This window comes from Streptomyces sclerotialus, from assembly GCF_040907265.1.
Taxonomy (GTDB): domain Bacteria; phylum Actinomycetota; class Actinomycetes; order Streptomycetales; family Streptomycetaceae; genus Streptomyces; species Streptomyces sclerotialus.
The window spans coordinates 7,605,641-7,624,888 of record NZ_JBFOHP010000002.1 but is presented as its reverse complement, the minus strand read 5'-3'; the positions used below and the strand labels follow the sequence as shown (position 1 = coordinate 7,624,888).

The 19,248-nt window shown below is 73.9% G+C and carries 17 protein-coding genes; 10 read left to right on the top strand and 7 right to left on the bottom strand.

Annotated elements, in window-relative coordinates:
* Positions 1–29 precede the first annotated feature (29 nt).
* Positions 30–563, top strand: coding sequence for an EF-hand domain-containing protein (locus tag AAC944_RS33470; protein WP_030608748.1), 534 nt, complete (start codon positions 30–32; stop codon positions 561–563).
* 90 nt (positions 564–653) lie between these two features.
* Here the strand turns inward: AAC944_RS33470 and AAC944_RS33465 are convergent, their stop codons facing one another.
* Genes AAC944_RS33465 through AAC944_RS33440 form a run of 6 tightly spaced genes read right to left on the bottom strand, consistent with a single transcriptional unit; the run spans position 654 to position 6,371 of the window.
* A complete protein-coding gene (locus tag AAC944_RS33465; RefSeq protein WP_030608751.1) occupies positions 654–1,070 on the bottom strand; it encodes a DUF6917 domain-containing protein in 417 nt (138 codons plus the stop codon).
* Between the two features lie 8 nt (positions 1,071–1,078).
* Complete coding sequence (locus AAC944_RS33460; RefSeq protein ID WP_030608754.1) at positions 1,079–2,014, bottom strand: Gfo/Idh/MocA family protein; 936 nt, start codon at positions 2,012–2,014, stop codon at positions 1,079–1,081.
* Entirely contained in the window at positions 2,011–3,132 is a 1,122-nt protein-coding gene (locus AAC944_RS33455; RefSeq protein ID WP_030608758.1) for an Ldh family oxidoreductase, read from the bottom strand. The genes AAC944_RS33460 and AAC944_RS33455 overlap by 4 nt, the downstream gene beginning before the upstream one ends.
* On the bottom strand, positions 3,129–4,451 hold the full coding sequence (locus AAC944_RS33450) for a M20/M25/M40 family metallo-hydrolase (protein WP_030608761.1): 1,323 nt from the start codon (positions 4,449–4,451) through the stop codon (positions 3,129–3,131). The genes AAC944_RS33455 and AAC944_RS33450 overlap by 4 nt, the downstream gene beginning before the upstream one ends.
* Complete coding sequence (locus AAC944_RS33445; protein WP_037771326.1) at positions 4,448–5,347, bottom strand: sugar phosphate isomerase/epimerase family protein; 900 nt, start codon at positions 5,345–5,347, stop codon at positions 4,448–4,450. The genes AAC944_RS33450 and AAC944_RS33445 overlap by 4 nt, the downstream gene beginning before the upstream one ends.
* Entirely contained in the window at positions 5,337–6,371 is a 1,035-nt protein-coding gene (locus tag AAC944_RS33440) for a Gfo/Idh/MocA family oxidoreductase (protein ID WP_030608767.1), read from the bottom strand. The genes AAC944_RS33445 and AAC944_RS33440 overlap by 11 nt, the downstream gene beginning before the upstream one ends.
* Positions 6,372–6,583: 212 nt before the next feature.
* Between AAC944_RS33440 and AAC944_RS33435 the strand changes: the two genes are divergently transcribed.
* From AAC944_RS33435 to AAC944_RS33400, 8 genes are read left to right on the top strand one after another with little or no spacing between them, the layout of a single operon-like run.
* A complete protein-coding gene (locus AAC944_RS33435; RefSeq protein WP_051871418.1) occupies positions 6,584–7,792 on the top strand; it encodes a DegT/DnrJ/EryC1/StrS family aminotransferase in 1,209 nt (402 codons plus the stop codon).
* A complete protein-coding gene (locus AAC944_RS33430; protein ID WP_030608773.1) occupies positions 7,789–8,919 on the top strand; it encodes a DegT/DnrJ/EryC1/StrS family aminotransferase in 1,131 nt (376 codons plus the stop codon). The genes AAC944_RS33435 and AAC944_RS33430 overlap by 4 nt, the downstream gene beginning before the upstream one ends.
* Before the next feature lie 20 nt (positions 8,920–8,939).
* Positions 8,940–9,920: a UbiA family prenyltransferase gene (locus tag AAC944_RS33425; protein WP_037771330.1), complete on the top strand. Its 981-nt coding sequence runs from the start codon at positions 8,940–8,942 to the stop codon at positions 9,918–9,920.
* Positions 9,917–11,287 (top strand): protoporphyrinogen/coproporphyrinogen oxidase, encoded by a 1,371-nt coding sequence (locus AAC944_RS33420; protein ID WP_030608778.1) that lies wholly within the window; start codon positions 9,917–9,919, stop codon positions 11,285–11,287. The genes AAC944_RS33425 and AAC944_RS33420 overlap by 4 nt, the downstream gene beginning before the upstream one ends.
* A gap of 1 nt (position 11,288) precedes the next feature.
* Entirely contained in the window at positions 11,289–12,866 is a 1,578-nt protein-coding gene (locus AAC944_RS33415; RefSeq protein ID WP_030608781.1) for an AMP-binding protein, read from the top strand.
* A gap of 46 nt (positions 12,867–12,912) precedes the next feature.
* Entirely contained in the window at positions 12,913–13,758 is an 846-nt protein-coding gene (locus AAC944_RS33410) for a class I SAM-dependent methyltransferase (protein ID WP_051871419.1), read from the top strand.
* Entirely contained in the window at positions 13,755–15,449 is a 1,695-nt protein-coding gene (locus AAC944_RS33405; RefSeq protein ID WP_030608788.1) for a CoA transferase, read from the top strand. The genes AAC944_RS33410 and AAC944_RS33405 overlap by 4 nt, the downstream gene beginning before the upstream one ends.
* Complete coding sequence (locus tag AAC944_RS33400) at positions 15,446–17,116, top strand: class I adenylate-forming enzyme family protein (protein ID WP_037771332.1); 1,671 nt, start codon at positions 15,446–15,448, stop codon at positions 17,114–17,116. Before AAC944_RS33405 ends, AAC944_RS33400 begins: the two co-directional genes overlap by 4 nt.
* A 10-nt stretch (positions 17,117–17,126) precedes the next feature.
* On the opposite strand, the gene AAC944_RS33395 is transcribed toward AAC944_RS33400, so the two are convergent.
* On the bottom strand, positions 17,127–17,840 hold the full coding sequence (locus AAC944_RS33395) for a GntR family transcriptional regulator (protein ID WP_030608794.1): 714 nt from the start codon (positions 17,838–17,840) through the stop codon (positions 17,127–17,129).
* A 194-nt stretch (positions 17,841–18,034) separates the two neighbouring features.
* On the opposite strand from AAC944_RS33395, the gene manD reads away from it, so the two are divergent.
* Positions 18,035–19,243, top strand: coding sequence for a D-mannonate dehydratase ManD (gene manD, locus AAC944_RS33390; protein WP_030608798.1), 1,209 nt, complete (start codon positions 18,035–18,037; stop codon positions 19,241–19,243).
* Positions 19,244–19,248 lie beyond the last annotated feature (5 nt).

Below are 19,248 nucleotides of genomic sequence, written 5' to 3'. Positions count from 1 at the left end.
ACGGCACGACTGAGGAAAGGACACCGCACATGGCTACTCCCGTCGCGAACGAGCGGCTGCAGAAGCGCTTCGAGAAGTGGGACTCGGACGGCAACGGAATCCTGGAATGGCGGGACTTCGAGCAGGAGGCCGCGAAGATCACGCAGAACTTCGGGTCCGAAGCCGACTCCGCGGAGGGCAGGACGCTGAAGGAGGCCTTCCGCAGCCTCTTCGACCACCTCACGCAGGCGGCCGGGGCGCCCTCGAACGGCCCGCTCACCAAGGACCAGTTCCTGAGCGTCACGCAGAACCTGATCTTCGAGGGCGGCGAGGCCGACTTCAACCGCGCGCTCGGCCCGGTCGTCAAGGGCATCATCGGCCTCTGCGACAAGAACGCCGACGGGCAGATCAACGCCGGTGAGTTCGAGGCCTGGCTGGCCGGGATCGGCGTGGACCGCTCGGCCGCCCAGGAGGCGTTCCGCAAGGTCGACACCGACAACAACGGTGAGCTGTCGCTCGACGAGCTGCTCGCCGCGGTGCGCAAGTACCACTTCGGTCAGCTGGACGTCGAGCTGCTGGGCTGACGCCGGGCACCGACCCGTAAGGGCGCGGCCGGTGGCCCCGGGAGGGGCCGCCGGCCGCGCCGTGTCGTGTCCGGCACCGGTGACGGCCGGTCAGGGTGCCGCGGCGCTCGCCTGGGTGAAGGCGACCGGGAGCTCGGGGCACAGCTCCAGGTCGCCCCCGGTGAGGAGCCGGCCGGTACCGATCAGGATGTTGTAGTGGTTCGGGAAGTGGCAGGCGTCGAAGCCGAGGACGGTGCCGATGCACAGGCCGTCGAGCCAGACGTCGTCCCCGCGGTCGATCACTCCGGCGCACGTCAGCTCCACGAAGCCGAGGAAGCCGACCCGGTCGACGCGCGCCCCGGGACCGAGGTCCCGCTGGTCGGTGGTGACCAGTTCGTGCACCTCACCGCGGCGCATGCAGCGGCTCGCGTGCGGTTCGAGCGTCATGCCGCGGTCCGTGCGGCGGTGCAGCAGGACCTTGACCAGGTCGCCCCGCACGGAGCGCTTGACGCCGTTCTCGTCGGACATCCGGCCGCTCACCGTCGTCCCCTCTCCGCCGTCGTGGCCCGTTCCGTACGGTAGCTCGCCGCCACCAGTTCCAGCGCGGCGAGACCGTCGTCGGTCCCGGTGTCCCCCGGCGCACGTGCCGTGGCGAAGTCCGCCAGGATGCCGGCGTACTCGTGCCACAGCGACGCCTTGAAGCCCGGGTGCCGGGCCAGCATGTCCGTGCCGCGTACGGTCCCGTCCGTCAGCCGTACCTCGATGTCCTTGACCTCACCGGGGTACGACCAGTCCAGTTCGACCGTGGCGGTGGCCCCGCCCGCCGCCCGCAGCGCGACGACCGCCTGCCGGTCGGTGCCGTGGCCGTCCCGGGTGATCTCCGCGCCGCTGACCTCCACGTCGCCGAGGAGGAGCCGTACGAGGTCGAAGGCGTTGGGCCCGTTGTCGGCCACGCAGCCACCGCCGCAGCGCCGGGGGTCGAGGTACCAGGTGTCGCCCGCGATGTGGTCCTCGATGCGTTCGAGGTAGCGGACCCGGACCGAGGCGACGGGGGCCCGGGCGGCGGCCAGGTCGCGCCGGAGCCGCCGTACGCCGTCGTTGTAGCGGCGGTGGAACGCGGTGAAGAGCGGGGTCCCCCGCTCGCGGGCCAGTGCGGTCAGCTCGCGTCCCTCCGCCGCGTGCAGCGCGAGCGGCTTCTCGACGCAGACCGGGACGCCGGCACGCAGCGCGTCCCGGCAGATCCCGGCGTGCGCGTGGTTCGGCACGGCGACGACGACGGCGTCCAGTGCGGGGTCCGCCAGGAGCGCGCGGTGCCCCGTGTGGCAGGGGACATGGCCGCGGTACGGACGCAGCGCGTCCTCCCGCGCGTCGCACACGGCCGCCAGGGTCCAGCCGGGCAGCCGGCCGATCGCGGCGAGGTAGTACCGGGAGACGGCGCCGAGTCCGATCACGCCGATGCGGCGGGCCGTCATCGGGCACCTCCATCCGCCGGGGCGAGGACACCGAGGGCGGTGAGCTCTTCGTGGAGGTGTGCCGGGAGAGGGATGCCCTCACGGCGGCGCGTGCGCGCGCGTTCCGCCTCCCACCAGCCCGGGTACCGTACGGGCCGGTCCTCCTGCACGGGCGGGCAGGCCAGCAGCGTGCCGAAGAGCCCACGGGCCGCGCCGGCGAAGTCCCCGTCCGGGCGTAGCTTCTCCGGCGCGACGGCGAGGGCGAAGAAGCCGATGTCGTCGTCGCTGCCGTGCGGCCGGCCGTTCCCCTGGAGCGCCTCCGGTGCCGGCCCGACCGCGGCGCCCGGCAGCAGCGCGGCCAGCAGCTCGACGGCGAGGCCGAGTCCGTAGCCCTTGTAGGCGCCGGTCTCCGGAGCACCGCCGAGCCAGCGCAGGTGGGCCTCGCCGCGGTCGAAGGCGCCGGGGTCGGTGCGCGGCCTGCCCGCCGCGTCCGCCAGCCAGCCTTCGGGGACCGGCTCGCCGCGGCGGGCCGCGGTGCGGATCCGGCCCGTGGGCACGACCGTGGTGCTCATGTCGAGGACGAAGGGGTGGTCGCCGAGGGCGGGCGCCGCGACGCTGAGCGGGTTGGTGCCGAGCATGGCGAGGGTGCCGTCCGGCGGGCGGGCGATGCGCTGTCCGCCGCAGTTGCCCGCGAGCACGCCGATCATGCCGCGTTCCGCCGCGCGGGTGGTGTGGAAGCCGGCGCAGCCGAAGTGGGTGGCGTTGCGTACCGCGACCATGCCGATGCCGTACAGGCCGGCCCGTTCGACGGCGAGGTCCATCGCCTCGGCCGCCGCCCAAAGGCCCAGGGCGCGGCGGGAGTCGAGGACGACGCAGGCGCCGAGGTCGGTGAGTGGCGCGGGCTCGGCGGCGGGATCGGCCCGTCCGCTCTCCAGGAGCGGGAGGTAGAGGCGGCCGAGGTTGAAGACGCCGTGGGAGTCGAGCCCGGTGAGGTCCCCGTAGCAGAGGGCGGTGGCGGCCGTACGGGCACGCCGGTGCGGAATTCCGTAGGAGGCGAAGAGGGTGGTGACGGCGGAGCGCAGTACGTCGTGGTCGACGGGGGCCGGCGGCGGTGCCTGGTGCTGTCGTGGCAGGGTCATACGGGACTCCCTTGCTGGGCCGCGGGGCGGTCCCCGCGCCGGGCGGTGTGCCGGGCGAAGGTGGTGAGCACCGCGGACACCGTGGCGGCGAATGCTTCGAGGTCGGCGAGGTCGGCGAACTCTCCTTGCGCGTGTGCGTGGTTGGCGTCGAGGGAGCCGGGGCCGAGGACGGCGGTGAAGGTGCCGGGCAGTTCCGCCGCCCAGAGGGCGTCGCAGGTGAACGCCGGCTCGTCCGCGGGCCATCGGTCCACGCCCGCCTCCGCGAGCAGCGCCTCGGCCCACGGGTCGGCGCCGTCCAGGCAGGGCAGGCCGCGCTTGTCCCACTCCAGCCGGGTGATCCGGGCCGCTTCGGCGGCCGTGCGGCCGAACTCGCGGGTGCCGGCGAAGCGTGCCGTGAAGGCGCGCAGGCCCCGGTCGACGGCCTCGGCCACCGCGCGCTCCAGGAACGCGCCGTCGGCGGTGCGGGCGTACGAGAGGTTGAGGAGCAGGTGTCCGCTGCCGTGGACGCGGTTGTGGTGGTGCCCGGTGTGCAGCCCGGCGACGCAGACCCGGCCGTCCGGCAGCACGTCGTCCAGGACGGTGGCCAGGTGCTGGGCGAGGAAGCCGAGGAGGACGGTGGCGTTGTGCCCGGCGTCGGGGCGGTCGTCGATCGCGTCCCGGCCGCCGACGGTGATCCGTGCCGTCATCGAGGCCGTGGCCCTCGGGAGGTACCGCAGCCCGGTCGGTTCGCAGAAGAGGTTGAGGCGTCCGTAGTACCCGGCTTCGAGCAGCGGCCGCGTCCCGTACGTGCCCATCGCGCCGCCCTCCTCCCCGGCGACGGCCTGCACGAGGACGGCGGTGTCGCGGCCGAGCGAGGGCTCTGCCGCCGCCGCGGCACGTACCCCTGCCAGCAGGGCCACCGCCGGGCCCTTGGCGTCCGCGGCGCCGCGCCCGGTGAAGCGGCGCCCGTCGAACGTCACCGGTTCCTGTCCGGCGACCGTGTCGAGGTGCACGTTGCACATGACGGTCGACGCGGTCGGCAGGGCGGGCCCCAGGCGCAGCACGAGGCTGGGCTGTGCGGCGAGGAAGCCCGCGTCGTCCGCGGCGCGGCGGACGGCGGCGGGCACGTCGGCGCGGGCGACGCAGGCGGCGGGCGGCACGGCGTGGTGGACGACCCGCATGCCGGACTCCTCGGCCGCGCGCGCGTACTCGTGCTGGGCCTCCCACAGCCGGGCGGGGCCGTCCTCGGGCCCGGCCTCCAGCGGCCCGGCGGTCGGGGTCCGCAGCAGCCGCCGGAGCAGCTCGTGGTCGGCGGGTCCGAGCAGGGTGCGGCCGGTCATTCGCGGGCTCCTTCCGGGACGGCGGCCGGCCTCGCGTACGGGGCCAGGCGGGCCAGTACGCGTTCGAGGCGCCGCCCGGCGCCGACGAAGAGGGCCATCGCGTCGTCCCGTGTGCGCAGCCCTTCGTGGGGCCGGACCGCGAGGTGCGGTTCGAGGGAGAGGGAGCCGCCGTAGCCGGTCTCCAGGAGCAGCCGCAGGCAGTCGGCGACGCGGGCCCGGCCGTCACCGGGCAGGGTGTACGCCACCGTGCCGTCCGGCGTCCGTACGGCGTCCTTGACGTGTACGTGGGCGACGTGCGGCAGCACCTTCTCCAGGGTGCCGAAGGCGTCGTAGCCGTGCGCGACGCCGTTCCCGGTGTCGAAGAGGAGTCGCAGCGCGGGGCTGCCGACCTCCCGTACCAGGCGCAGCATGCGGTCGGCGCGGTCGCCGGCCCAGCCCGCGCAGTTCTCGTGCAGCAGGGTCAGGCCGTGCTGCTCGGCCCGGTCGGCGAGGCGGCCGACGCGGTCGATGGCCCGCGCGGCCCATTCGGACTCGGTGAGCCCGGCGTTCGGGTAGGACATGATCCGGACGTACCGGCAGTCCAGGGCGGCGCACTGCTCGGCCAGCGCTTCCAGTTCGGCGAGGTCGTCGTCGAAGGGGCCGGTGACCGGGCGGGCCCAGTTGCCGATCCGGGAGGCCAGGCAGACCACGTCGAGCCCGGCGTCCCGGACCCGGCCGGTGAGGGTGCGGAACGTCCGGGCGTCGAGGTCGGCCACGGCCACGCCGTCGACGGTACGCAGCTCCAGCGCGCCCCAATCGAGCCGGCCGAGCGCGGCGAGCTGTCCGTCGAGGCCGCGGGCCGCCTCGTCGCCGAGGCCGGCCAGCCGGTGCCGGGGGAAGGCGGGTTCACCGCACATGGGGTTCCTCCGTGGTCGGGGCGTCCGGGGTCTCCCCCGCGGTCGTGCGGTGCGCGGCACGGCAGTGGTCCTTCGCCGCGCACAGCAGGCGGACCACGTCGTACGGAACCGTGGAGTGGTTCCGCCGGCCCGCGGCGAAGTCCTGGTAGGTGCGCAGCATGAAGGCCGTGAGCGCGTCGTCGCGGAAGATGCGGGGGCCGTACGGGTCGTCCGGGATGAGGAGGTGGGCATGGTCGTCGTGCTCGCTGAGCGGGTAGTGGCCGGTGACCGTGCCGTGCTCGAACCGCAGGGTGACGCTGCGCTCCTGGACGGGCGAGGCGAGGTCGGAGACGATCTCCGTCCGCACGTGGGAGTGGTGCTGGAGGGTGAGCCGGGCGCCGCCCATGAAGTGGCGTACGCCGGTCTGGCAGCGCAGGTCGCTCCAGTCCGCGTCCACGAGGTCGGCGGGCCCGGCCAGGTCGAGGGCGACGCCGAGGGAGTGCGGGATCTCGACGTCGAAGGCGGTCGGATGGCCTTCCAGGGTGAGCGTGCGCAGGAAGCGCGGTTTGTGCTGGGCGAAGGACATGTGGCGCAGGGCGCCGAGCGGGCGGTCCCGTACCAGCCGGCGCAGCCGGCGGGTGAGCCCGGCGGCCAGCCAGTGGCTCATCACGACCAGGTCGAGGTCGTGGTGGCGGCACAGCCGGACGATGCCGTCGAGCTCCGTGCGGTCGGCCGCGAGCGGTTTCTCGACCAGGAACCGGCGGAAGCCGAGTGCGGACAGTTCGGTGAGGACGGGCATCCGTGACCGCGGTGACGTGCAGACGTGGACGACCGTGTGCGACGGGGTGACGAGCCGGGCCGCCCCGGCGAGGGAGCGGGTCACCGTCACTCCGGTCAGGCCGCTGCCGGCCTCCGGCCGGGGATCGCAGGCGACCAACGGGCCGTCGGCCAGCGGGGTTTCGGGTAAGGAGGCCAGGCGCGACAGAGCCTTCACGTGGAGTCCGGCTCCGGAACGGCCCAGCCCGATCACGAGGGGCTGCAGCATCTTCCTCCCAATGCGGTGCGCGGCGTGCGCGCCGTTCATCGGACAAGCGAATGCTGCGTGCCCCCATAAGACGAGTCAAGAAATATGAAGAGGACTTACCGCAAAGTGTGAATATGACAAGGGAAGGGTGTCGATTGCGGCGAACGGGGGATCCTCACCCTTGCGGAAAACCGCCGAATGCGTCCCAGGGGGTGGTCGAGGTATCTCTCGGCATGGATCGCCGCGGTACGACCGACGACAGCGCGGCATCCTCTCAAGTGCATTGTCATACAGTCCCATTCTTCTCACAGGCGGCGACATTCGCCCGGCTGTGGCCATTGGTCGAGCGCCGGGTGAACGAGGTCTTCGACAACGGGAAATTCTCGCACGGCCGTCAGGTGGCGGAACTGGAAAAGGCGCTGGCGCAGTTCACGGGGGCCCGTCATGTGATCGGAGTGAACAGCGGGACGGACGCGCTGGTACTGCTGCTGCGGGCCTGCGGAATCCGCCCCGGCGACGGCGTCCTGGTACCGGCGTACTCCTTCGCGGCCACCGCCACCTCCGTGGTACTGGCGGGCGGCCGGCCGCAGTTCGTCGACATCGACCCCGTCAGCTACGCCATGGACCCCGCGGCGCTGGCCGCCGCCGTCTCCCCCGCCAGCCGCTTCGTGTTGCCCGCTCATCTCTTCCATCAGATGGCGGACATGGCGGCACTGACCACCGTCGCCGCACGTCACGGGCTGGTGCTGGTGGAGGACAGCGCCGAGGCGATCGGCATGCGGCAGCGCGGGGTCCACGCGGGGCTGCACGGCGCGGGCGGGGTGCTGTCGTTCTTCCCGAGCAAGACGCTCGGCGCCCTCGGCGACGCCGGAGCCGTGCTCACCGACGACCCGGGGACGGCGGAGCTGGTCTCCGGCCTGCGCCACCACGGCCGGCTGGGCCGCACCCTCGACGACTTCCCCGCGATCTCCACCCGGAGCGCGCTGCCCGGGGTGAACAGCAAGATGGACGACATCCAGGCAGCCGTGCTGCTGGCCAAGCTGACCCGGCTGGAAGCAGACATCCGGCGCCGCGGCGAACTGGCCGCGGCCTACCGGGAACGGCTCCAGGAAATTCCCGGCATCCGGCGGCTGCCCGAGGTGATCGACCGCGGACCGGGTTCCTCCGCTGTCTTCTACGTCTACCTGATCGAGGCCGAGCGCCGGGACGAACTGGTCCGGCATCTCACCCGGCACGGCATCGGTACCGAGGTGTATTACCCGATCCCCTTGCATCTCCAGCCCTGCTTCGCGGAAATGGGCCATTCCCGGGGGGACTTCCCGAATGCGGAGGCGGCGAGCGAGCACGCCGTGGCGCTGCCTTTCCACCCGGACCTTTCCGAGCGGCAGCTCGACCGCGTCTGCGGGACGATCCGCGCCTTCTACCGCGGGCGGCCGGAATGACCCCCCGGTCGCATATTCCGTTCTTCCCGCCGGACCTGTTCGAGGCCGACCGTACGGTGCTGCTCGACCTCCTCCTGGAGCTCGGCCTGGCACCGGAGCAGCGTTTCGTCCTCGGCGAGCACACCCGGAGGTTCGAGCGGCTGCTCCAGGAGTCCCTCGGCGCGGCGGACGTGGTCGCGTGCGGCAGCGGAACCTCGGCGCTGGACCTGGCGCTCAGCGCGGTGGACGTGGGCCCGGGTGACGAGGTGGTGGTACCGGCCTTCGGCTGCGCCCCGCTCGCCGCCTCCGTCGTCCACCTGGGCGCCACACCGGTCTTCGCCGACGTCGATCCGTACACGATGGTCGCCGACCCGGCGGAAGTCGAGCGGCGGATCACCGGGCGCACCAAGGCGGTCATGCCGGCCCATGTCTTCTCCGTCATGGCCGACATGCCGCGCTTCACCGACCTGGCGCGCAGGCACGGGGTCCGGCTGATCGAGGACTCGGCGGTCGCGCAGGGGGCGGTGCTCGACGGCACGCCCGCCGGTCTGTGGGGCGAGGCCGGGGTGTTCTCGTTCGTGCAGGTGAAGTCCTTCGGGATGCCCGGCGAGGGCGGCGTGGTGGTGACCCGGGACGCGGGCATCGGGCAGCGCGTCCGGATGCTGCGCAACCACGGCCAGGACGGCAGTCGCCGCTTCCTGCACCACGTCATCGGGCGGAACAGCAGGTTCGACGAGATCCAGGCGGCCTTCCAGACCCACCGGTTCAGCGGGCTGCCGCGGCGGCTGGCGCGGCGCGCCGCCGTCGCGGAGTACTACACCGAGCGGTTCGCGCCGCTGGCCGAGCGGGGCGTCCGCCCGCCGCCCGCCGGCAAGGACGGCCGCTGCTACTACGTCTACACGGTGCTGGCGGACCGGCGGCAGGCGCTGGAGCGGCACCTCCGGGAGCGCGGGATCGACTGCCACGCGTACTACCCCCTGCCGCTGCCACTGCAGCCGGCGTTCGCGGCGTTCGCCGCGCCCGGGGACCGCTGGCCACACGCCGAGAGCGCGGGCCGGCGTGCGCTGTCACTGCCCGTGCACCCCCAACTGACCGATGCGGACGTCGAGTACATCGCCGACGCCGTGTGCGCGTTCGCGGGCGACTGAGCAGAAGGAGCTTCCAGCAGATGGCCCACCACGACTTCCAGGCCGGGCTGCGGACGGCCGCCGCCGGCGGCGCCGGGCACCGGCTCCGCAGCTACGCCCGGCTGGGCAAACTCGACGTCTTCGACTACTACCTCAGCATCCTGGTGGTACTGGCCGCCGTGCTGCTGCCCGTCGCGCGGTTCACTCCGGCCACGGCCACGATGCTCGTGCTGTTCCTGCTCGGCCAGGTGTGCGTGATCATGGCGATGGTCGCCCTGGACGACGTGACCGGCTTCCGGGACGGCAGCGACACCGCCAACTACGGCCCGGACGACCCGCTCCGCAACAAGCTGCGCAAGCCCCTGGTGGCGGGCACCCTGACAGAGCGTCAGGCGCTGAACTTCGCCTGGGCCACGGCGGTGGCCGGCGCGGCCCTGTGGGCGGGCGCCGTGGCCGTCGCACCGCACCGGCCGCTGTGGGCGCTGGTGCTGACGGCTGCCCTGTTCGTGGTGTCCCTCCAGTACTCCTACGGCCTGAAGATCAGCTACTGCGGTTTCCAGGAGGCGTTCCTCGTCGCGCTGGGCGTGGTGCTGGTGGTGGCGCCGTACGGCCTCGCCGCGGGCCACTTCTCGGGGTTCCTCCTCGTCCAGGGCGTGCTCTTCGGCTTCGGGCCGCTGATGTTCGGGGTGTACTCCAACACCAACGACGTCGAGGGCGACCGCGCCGTCGGCCGGCCGACCGTGGCGGCCCTGGTGTCGGAGCGCGGCAACGCGGTGTTCATCGGCTGCCTGTCGGCGGCGGAGTTCCTGCTCGGCGCGGCCGCCTCGGCCACCGGCATCGCACCGTGGTGGTTCGTGCTCCTGATGCTCCCGGCGTCGGCGCTGCGGGCGAAGCAGTTCGTCACCGGCTTCGTCCGCGGCGACATCATGCGGGCCCGGAGGACGGGGTTCGCGGTGCACCGCCTCGGCGTGGCACTCCTGGTGCTCGCGAACGTCCTCGTGGGCACGGGGGCCGCCGCATGACTCCGGACCTGGACGTGGCCGTGATCGGGGCCGGCATCGCCGGCCTGACCACCGCGCACGAGTTACGACGGGCCGGGCTGACGGTCCGTGTGTACGAGAAGCAGCGGTACGTCGGCGGCCGGATGCACTGCTTCCGGCACGACGGCTGGACCGTGGACGAGGGCGCCGAACAACTCCCCCGGCACGGCTACCGCGCGACCTGGGAGCTGATCGACCGCCTGGGAGTACCGCACGGTGACGTACCGCGGATCGGCGGCCGGCCGGCGGTGTGGCGCGCAGGGAAGGCACGGACGGGCCTGGCGGAGCCGTCGGCCCTCCTCACCGGCGCCGGGCTCGGCCCGCGCGGCCGGCTGGACCTGGCCCGCCTGCTGGCCTGGCTCGCGCGCCACCGCGAGGAGTTCGACGCCGACCACCCGGAGCGCACCCCGCTGGGCACGGCCACCCTCCGGGAGCTGGCCGGGCGCTACCACCCCGATCTCCACGACTACCTCCTCCAGCCGGTCGCCGGCTGCTTCTTCGGCTGGGACACCGCGCGCTCCGCGGCGGCCCCGCTGCTGAGCCTGCTGCGGGACGTGGGCCCGCCCACGAGCTGGCGCACGTACGCGGACGGGATGGACCTGCTCGCCCGGAAGCTCGCCGAAGGGCTGGACGTCGTCACCGGGAGCGAGGTGCACGAGGTCGTCGCCGACAAGGACTCGGCGGGCCTGCGGACCGACGGCGGGATCGTCACGGCACGCGCCGCCGTGCTGTGCGTACCGGCGCCGGTCGCCGCCCGGCTGCACGCCAACCCCGCACCGGACGAGGCCGCCTTCCTCTCGGCGTGCACGTTCACGCCGACGCTGAAGGTCAGCTGTCTGCTGGACCGGCCGCTCAGGCCCGCGGCCCGCGAGCCGCTGTACCTCCTCCTCACGCCGGACGCGGAGGACAGCACCCTCTCCGGCATCCTCGCGGACCACGTCAAGCACCCGGCGCGGGCCCCCGCAGGCAAGGGGCTGCTGACCCTCATGGCGGACGCCCGCACCGTCCCCGAGCTGCTCACCGCGCCGGACCGGGAGGTCGTCGAACGCCTCACCGGAGCGGCCCGGCGCTACGTACCGGGCCTGGAGCGGGCCGGCATGCGCAACTTCGTGCACGCCTTCCGGCACGGCCTGCCGGAGGCCACCCCCGCGGCGCTGCGGTGCCGCCCGCGCTTCATGGCCCGTGTCACCGGGCCCGTGGAGTACGCCGGCGACTGGGTGATGCTGCGGCCGTCCTCCGAGGGGGCCGTGCGCGCGGGGGCGCTCGCCGCGTCCCGGGTCCTCAGCCGGCTGCGCGGCCCCCGCCCGGACATCCCGACCGACCGGAAGGGGACTCGTGAAACCGCATGACATGGGGGTTCTGTTCGACGAGTGCGCCGAGCGGGGCCACGACACGGTGGTCGGGCTGGACCGGCCGTTCGACATCGCGCCGGAGGCCGGTACGGCCCACTCCGTCGCCGGACTGGCGGCACTGGTCCAGGACATGGCGGGCCGGCTGGCCGCCGCCGGGGCCCGTCCCGGGGACCGGATCGCGATCGTCAAGGACAACCACTGGGACTACGACCTGCTGGCCTGCGCCGCCGTACGCATCGGGGCCCTGCCCGCGCAGCTCTCCGGGCAGCTCCCCGCCTTGTCCCTGAGGCTGCTCCTCGAACGCCTCGCCCCGGCCCTGCTCGTGACCTCTTCGGGCCTGCTGGAACGCTGCCGTGCCGAAGGCGCCGACCTGCTGCCGGCCGCGGGCGCCTGCGTCGTGCTGGACGGCGAGTCACCCGGCGCCCTCGCCCTCGAATCCCTCCAGGGGCACCCCGCGCCCGGCCCCCGCCGCAGGCACGACGACGAGCCCCTGGTCATCAACCACACCTCGGGCACCACGGGCGTACCCAAGCTGGTGGTGCACTCGACCCGCACGATCATCGGGAAGCTGGCCCGGTTCGAGACCGTGCGCTATCCGAGGATCGGCGTACGGCGCGGCGACACGCTCCTCAACGCGAGCGCGTTCGCGCACGGCAGGACGTTCTGCTGGACCGCGAGTGTGCTGTGCCTGGCCCCGCGGCGGATCACCATCGTCACGGGCCAGGACCCGGACGCCGCCGACCCGCTGCTGCGGGCGCATCCGCCGACGGTCGTCGAGGCGCTCCCCGCGTCGTTCGTACGCTTCCGGCCGCTGACCGCGCGCCTGGACAACCCCTTCCGTCAGGTCCGGCTCTTCATCAGCACGTACGACGCCGTGCATCCGCCCACCCTCCGTGCCTATCTGCGGGCGAGCGGCCACCGCGGCCCGCTGTGGATGCAGGGCTGGGGCCAGACCGAGACCGGCCCGCTGACGTTCCGCTTCCACACCCGCCGCTCCGTGTCGGACGGCGCGGACCGCGGTGCGGCGCGCAACCTCGGCCGCCCCGTCCCGTTCAAGACCCGGCTGCGCGTGGTCGACGCCGAGACGCTCGCCCCCCTGCCGCGCGGCCGGGAGGGTCTGGTGCTGGCGAGGACCGCCGCGCGCGGACTCACGTACGTCGGCGAGGACGGCCGCTGGGCGGCGAAACAGCACGGCAGGTGGTGGAACACCGGTGACGTCGGCATCCGTCACCGCGGCGGCAGCGTCCGGCTGCTCGACCGCGAGGTCGACCGCACTCCGCTGCTGAGCTGCCTGGAGACGGAAGACGTCCTGGAGGACCGGCTGCCGCAGGTCCTGGAGTGCGTACTGCTCGCCACTCCCGGCGAGGCTCCGCTGCCCGTCGTGGTCACCGAGGACGGCACGCTGGACCCGAAGCGCTGGCAGGAGGCGGTGGCCGGCCTCCCGGCGCTGCGCCCGCCGACCGTCCTCACCTGGGACGAGGTCCCCCGTACGGGCACGGGCAAGGTGCGCCGCGGCGCACTGCGGCGCCGGCTCACCGGCCGTACCGACACCTGCGGCTCCGGCAGATGGACCTGAACTTCCGCGCTGCACTGCCGAGTTGACTGCGAGGAGGAACGAGCCGATGCACCGCAGAGAGGCGGGGAGCGCACTGCGCCAGCCCCCGGACACCGTCCCTGGTTACGTCTTCGACAACGACAGCACGCACAGTCAGGAGCAGCACCGCTGCCTGGCCGCCGCGTACGACCCGGTGACCCTCCCGCGGCTGGCCGCGACGGGCGTCGGCGACGGCTGGCGGTGCCTGGAAATCGGTTCGGGCGGCGGCAGTGTGGCGCGCTGGCTCGCCGCCCGCGTCGCCCCGTCCGGCGAGGTCACGGCCACCGACGTCAAGCCGCACCACATCCCGGAGACGCCCCGCCTGACCGTACTGCGGCACGACGTGGTCACCGACCCGCTGCCCGAAGCGGCCTACGACCTCGTCGTGGCCCGCCTCGTCCTGCAGCACCTCCCGGAGCGGCGCGCCGTGCTCGACAAACTGGTACGCGCCCTCAAACCGGGCGGCGTGCTGCAGATCGACGAGTTCGACACCTCCTACGAACCGCCCCTGCTCACCCCGGACGCCCGCGCCGCCGAGCTGTACGCCCACTTCCTGCGGGCCAAGGCCGCCGCGATGCGGGCCGGCGGCGGCGACCCGCACTGGGGGCGGGAGGTGCCCGCGGCCATGCGGGCCGCCGGACTCGTCGGCATCGACCCGCGGCCCCACATCGAGGTCCGGCACGCCCGGTCAGCGGGCCTCCGGCTCCAGCTGCACCACACCTACCACCTGCGCGACAAGCTGCTCGCCGCGGGCCTGACCAAGCGTCAGCTGGAAGAGGTCAGGGCCCTCATGCGCGACCCGTCCTTCCGCGCCGCTTCCAGCATCCTGTACTCGACGCAGGGCCGCCGTCCGCGGCCGGAGGCCGGTTCATGACCGGGTCGGCGCCGCTCGGCGAGGCCGCGGTCGCGGAACGTGTCGCGGCGCGCGCCCTGGACCTCACGGACGCACCCCGGGCCGACCAGGCCACGTACGACATCGACTGGGCGGGCCCGGTCGCCCTGCCGCTGTCCGACGAACGGTCCGTCCAGGCGGCCTGCGGCATCATGCACGTGCACGGCCGCGCGGCCGGCCGGCCGGCGCCGCTCGCCGTGGACTACGCGTCGGCGGTGGCCGGCGTGCTGGCCGCGCAGGGCGCCCTCGCCGTCCTGATCGCACGGTCCCGGGGGCTCACGCTGCGGTGCGCCCGCACCTCGGTCGCCCAGGCCGCGCTGCTCGCCGTGACCCAGTACCTCGCCGCCGCGACCGCCGGCGACGGCCCGCCCGAGCCCCTCGAACCGGGTGACGGCGCCTGGACCACGTCGGACGGGGTGCTCTTCGAGTTCGAGACCCTGGACCCGCACCGCTGGCTGGACTTCTGGCAGCTGCTCGGCGCGCCCTCCGCCGACATCAGCCGCGGCTGGCTCCCCTTCCAGCAGCGCTTCGGCACGGCCACGTGCCCGTTGCCCGTCTCCTTGCACGAGGCGGTGGCGCGGGTGCCGTACCAGGCCGTACGGCACGCGGCCGGCCGGGCGGGCGTCAGCGTGCTGCCCGTCCGCGAGGAGCCGTTCCCGCCGATGGGCGTCCGGCCGTGGACCCGGTCACCGTTCCCGGAACGGGCGGCCACCCGGCCACGCCCCGCCGCCGGACAGCCGCTCGACGGCCTGCGGGTCGTGGAGTCGACGCGGCGGGTGCAGGGCCCGCTCGCCGGGCACGTCCTCCGCATGCTGGGCGCACAGGTCATGCGCGTCGAGCCGCCGGGCGGCGACCCCATGCGCGGCATCCCGCCGATCGCGGGCACCTGCTCGGCCCGGTTCAGCGCGCTCAACGCGGAGAAGACCGTGGCGGAGATCGACATCACGACCGACGCCGGCCGGCGCGAGGTCCACGACCTGGTCGCCCGCGCCGATGTGTTCCTGCACAACTGGGCACCGGGCAAGGCGGCGCAGCTGCGCCTGGACTCCGACGACCTGCGCCGCACCCGCCCCGGCCTGGTGTACGCCTGGGCGTCCGGCTGGGGCGACGCGCTCGGGCCCGCGCCGCCGGTCGGCACCGACTATCTGGTGCAGGCCCGCAGCGGCCTGGCCGCCGCGCTCCGCCCCGCCGACGAGGCGCCGGTGCCCTCCCTGATGACGCTCACCGACATCCTCGGCGGACTGGTCTGTGCGCAGGGCGTACTGGCGGCGCTGCTCACCCGTATCCGTACGGGCCACGGCGGACGCGTCGACTCCTCGCTGCTCTCCGCCGCCGCGGTGATCCCCCGCCGCCGGCGACGGGTCGAATGGACCCCGCTGGACCGTCCCCTGCGGACCGCTGACGGCTATCTCGCGCTGGGGCCCGAAGCCCGTGCCCGGCCCGAGCGGGTCGCACGGGTCACCGGCCCCGGCCCCTCGGCGGACCTCACCGCGACGCTCCTCCGCTTCCGGCTGCATCCGTCGGGCTACTGGTCGCCGCGGCTCCGGGAGGCGGGCCTGACCGCGACGCCGGTCTGCACCGACCTGCGGGACCTGGTACGCACCCGGGCCTTCCGCCGGGCCCTCGCGACCGCCGAGCACGCGTTCCCGCGCGCACCATGGGAGTTCACATGACGACCACGGAGTCCCCGACGGCCGTATGGACATCGCGGGACGGGATCACCATCCGCGACCTGGTACCGGCGCGCGACCGCCGCGCCTGGGCCGCCCGGGGCCTCTGCCCGGACCGCGACCTGTACTCCCTCTTCACCGAGCACGTCCGCCGGCATCCCGCCCGGGAAGCCGTCGTCGACTCGGCGGGCGTGCTGGACTACGCGGCGCTCGCCGCCCGGGTGCGGCTCGTCGCGGCCGCGTTCGCCGCTGCCGGGCTGGGCGAACGGGACATCGTCGCGCTGCGTCTGCCCAACGGGCGGGACGCGGTGGCGGCCGAGCTGGCGGTGGCCGCGATCGGCGCGGTGTCCCTGCCGTACCCGCCCGGCCGCGGCACCCGGGACACGCTCAGCCTGCTGCACCGCTCCCGCGCCCGCGGCGCCGTCCTCGCCTCTCCGGCGGACATCGCACTGCGCGGTCAACTCCCGTACCTACGGGCAGTGTTCAGTACCCGTGCCGCCATCCCAGGAGCCATCCCGCTCCCCTCCCCCGCCGACGACGATCGCGGGAACGCGTCTCCCGAGGCGTGGAGTTCGCCCTCCCCCCACCCCGAATCACCCGCCCGCATCCTGGTCTCCTCGGGGTCCGAGACCGAGCCGAAGATGGTTGCCTACTCGCACAACGCGCTGGCCGGCGGCCGGGCCACGTACGTCAGGGCCCTGCACACGGACGGCACCCCGCCCCGCCACCTGGTACTCGTCCCGCTCGCCTCGTCCTTCGGCTCCTGCGGTACGCCGGTCACGGTCGCCGCGCTCGGCGGCACCCTCCTCGTCCAGGAGTCCTTCGACCCGGCCGAAGCGCTTCGCATGATCACCGAGCATCGCCCGACACACGTCCTCGGCGTACCGACCATGCTCCGCCGCCTCGCCGACCACCCGCCACTCCCGGGAGAGGACCTCACCGGCCTGCGGGCGGTCGTCTCCAGCGGCGCCGCCCTTCCGCCGGCCACCGCCGAGGCCTGCCGCCGGCGGTTCGCCCGCCCGGTCATCGCCGTGTACGGCTCCTCCGACGGCGTCAACTGCCACACCGCGGCGACCGGCCTCGCCCCCGGAACCGGCACCGGCCGCCCCGACCCCGCGGTGGCGGCCATCCGCGTCACCGACGCGCACGGCGACACCCTCCCGCCGGGACAGCCGGGCGAGATCTGCGCCCGGGGCCCGATGACCCCGCTGTCCTACGTCGCGAGCCCGGACCTCGACGCCCGCTACCGCACCGCCACCGGCTGGGTCCGCACCGGCGACCGCGGACTGCTGGACGCCGAGGGCCGGCTGCACGTACTCGGCCGCCTCCGTCAGCTCGTCGTGCGCGGCGGCTACAACATCAGCCCCGCCGAGGTGGAGCGGGAGGTGGCCGCCCACCCCGCCGTCGCCGAGGTCGCCTGCGTCCCCGTACCGGACCCCGACCTGGGCGAGCGGCTGTGCGCCTGCGTCCGCCGGATCCCCGGAGCGCCCCCGCTGACGCTGCGGGAGCTCACCGCCTTCCTGGAGGAGGACCGCGGCCTGGAACGCCGCAAGCTCCCCGAACTCCTCCTGACCGTCGGCGAGATGCCCCTCGGCCCGACCGGCAAGATCTGCCGCCGCACGCTGACGGCCCGCGCGGCGCGGCTGCCGGCCCCGGCGCGGGCCCGCTGAGGCCGGGCCGTCACTCCCACACGACGACGTTGCGGCGTACCGGGACGGAGCCGGTGTCCTTGGCGAAGAGCTCGGGAGACCGGGCCCGGACGCGCTCGACGTCGTCGAAGACGGCCCGGAGGTGGGTGCGCATGGCCGAGCGGACCAGTGCGGCGTCGCCCGCGAGGACCGCCTCGAAGATCTCGGTGTGCTGGGCGGCGAACCCCTCCGGCGAGGCGGTCTCGTAGAGGCCGAGCCGGCGGGCCCGGTCGAGGTGGCCCTTGGCGGAGACCACGGTGGCCCAGGCGCTGCCGTGTCCGCTCAGCCGCAGCAGGGCGTGGTGGAAGGCCTCGTCGAGCGCGAAGAACTCCTCCAGGCCCAGGCCCGGCTTCCGCTGCGCGGCGAGGTTGCCGCGCAGCTCCTCGACCAGCTCGGGGTCGAGCTCGGCCGGGAGGTCGTCGAGCGCGGCGAGCTCCACGGCTTCCCGCAGGAACTGCGCGTCGGCCACCTTGGCCGGGTCGACACGCGAGACGAACGATCCGACCTGCGGGAAGATCTGCACCAGCCCCTCCTGGGACAGGAGGATCAGGCTTTCCCTGACCGGGGTCCGGCTCACCCCGAGGGACGCCGCGAGTTCGTTCTCGGACAGCGCCGCACCCGGCGGGAGCTCAAGGGTCAGAACCTTGCGGCGCAGCGTCTCGTAGACGGCGCGGCGGCTGGTTCGCTGCCGGTTCGATCGGGCCATGCGCTCATCGTATCGGGGTGTGCGGCGCCTGCCGCCCCGCAGGTCGATCGATGTTTCGAAAGTATTGCGCACCTGTACGACCAGTGCTTGTATACCAGTGCTGGTCGATCAGCCGTCCGGGTGACGTACGCCGTACGCCCCAGGCCGGCGTGGTCCGCCGGTCACGGTGCGTATCCCGAAGGAGCAAGATTTCTGTGAGCAAGATCGAGCGTGCCGAGGTGTTCGTCGCCTCACCGGGGCGGACCTTCGTCACCCTGCGCATCACCACGTCGGACGGCGTGACCGGCCTGGGCGACGCCACCCTGAACGGCCGCGAGCTGGCCGTGGCGAGCTACCTGCAGGACCACCTCGTACCACTGCTCATCGGCAAGGACCCGGCCCGCATCGAGGACCTGTGGCAGTACCTCTACCGGGGCGCGTACTGGCGCCGCGGCCCGGTGACCATGACCGCGATCGCCGCCGTCGACACCGCCCTGTGGGACATCAAGGGCAAGGTCGCGGGCCTGCCGGTCTACCAGCTGCTCGGCGGCCGCTCCCGCGACGGCGTCATGGTCTACGGGCACGCCAGCGGCACGGACACCGCGGCCCTCCTCGACGACGTCGACCGCTTCCTCGGCCTCGGCTACCAGGCCGTGCGCGCCCAGGCCGCCGTCCCCGACGTCGGCGGGACGTACGGCGTGCGCAAGGGCAAGGTCTACGAGCCGGCCGCCACCGCGCTCCCCGAGGAGCAGCCCTGGGACACCGAGGCGTACCTCCGCTTCGCGCCCACCTACCTGGAGGCGGTCCGCGAGCGCTTCGGCTTCGGCTTCCACCTGCTGCACGACGTCCACCACCGGCTCACCCCGATCGAGGCGGCCCGCTTCGGCAAGCAGGTCGAGGACTGCCGGCTGTTCTGGATGGAGGACCCGACGCCGGCCGAGAACCAGGAGGCGTTCCGGCTCGTCCGGCAGCACACGACCACGCCCGTCGCGGTGGGCGAGGTGCTGACCTCCATCTGGGACGTCCAGCACCTGATCACCGAGCAGCTCATCGACTACGTCCGCACCAGCGTCGTGCACGCCGGCGGCATCACCCACCTGCGCCGCATCTTCGACCTGGCCGCGCTCTACCAGGTGCGGACCGGCTCGCACGGCGCGACGGACCTCTCCCCTGTCACCCTCGCCGCCGCCGTCCACCTCGACACCGCGGTCCCCAACTTCGGCATCCAGGAGTACATGGAGCACGCGGACGAGACGGGCGAGGTCTTCCGCAGCGGGGTGACGTTCGCCGACGGCATGCTGCACGTGTCCGAGGAGCCAGGCCTGGGCGTCGAGTACGACGAGAAGGCGGCCGAGCGCTTCCCGTGCCAGGCCCGCTACCTGCCCGTCGCCCGCCGCCTCGACGGCTCGGTGCACGACTGGTGACCGCC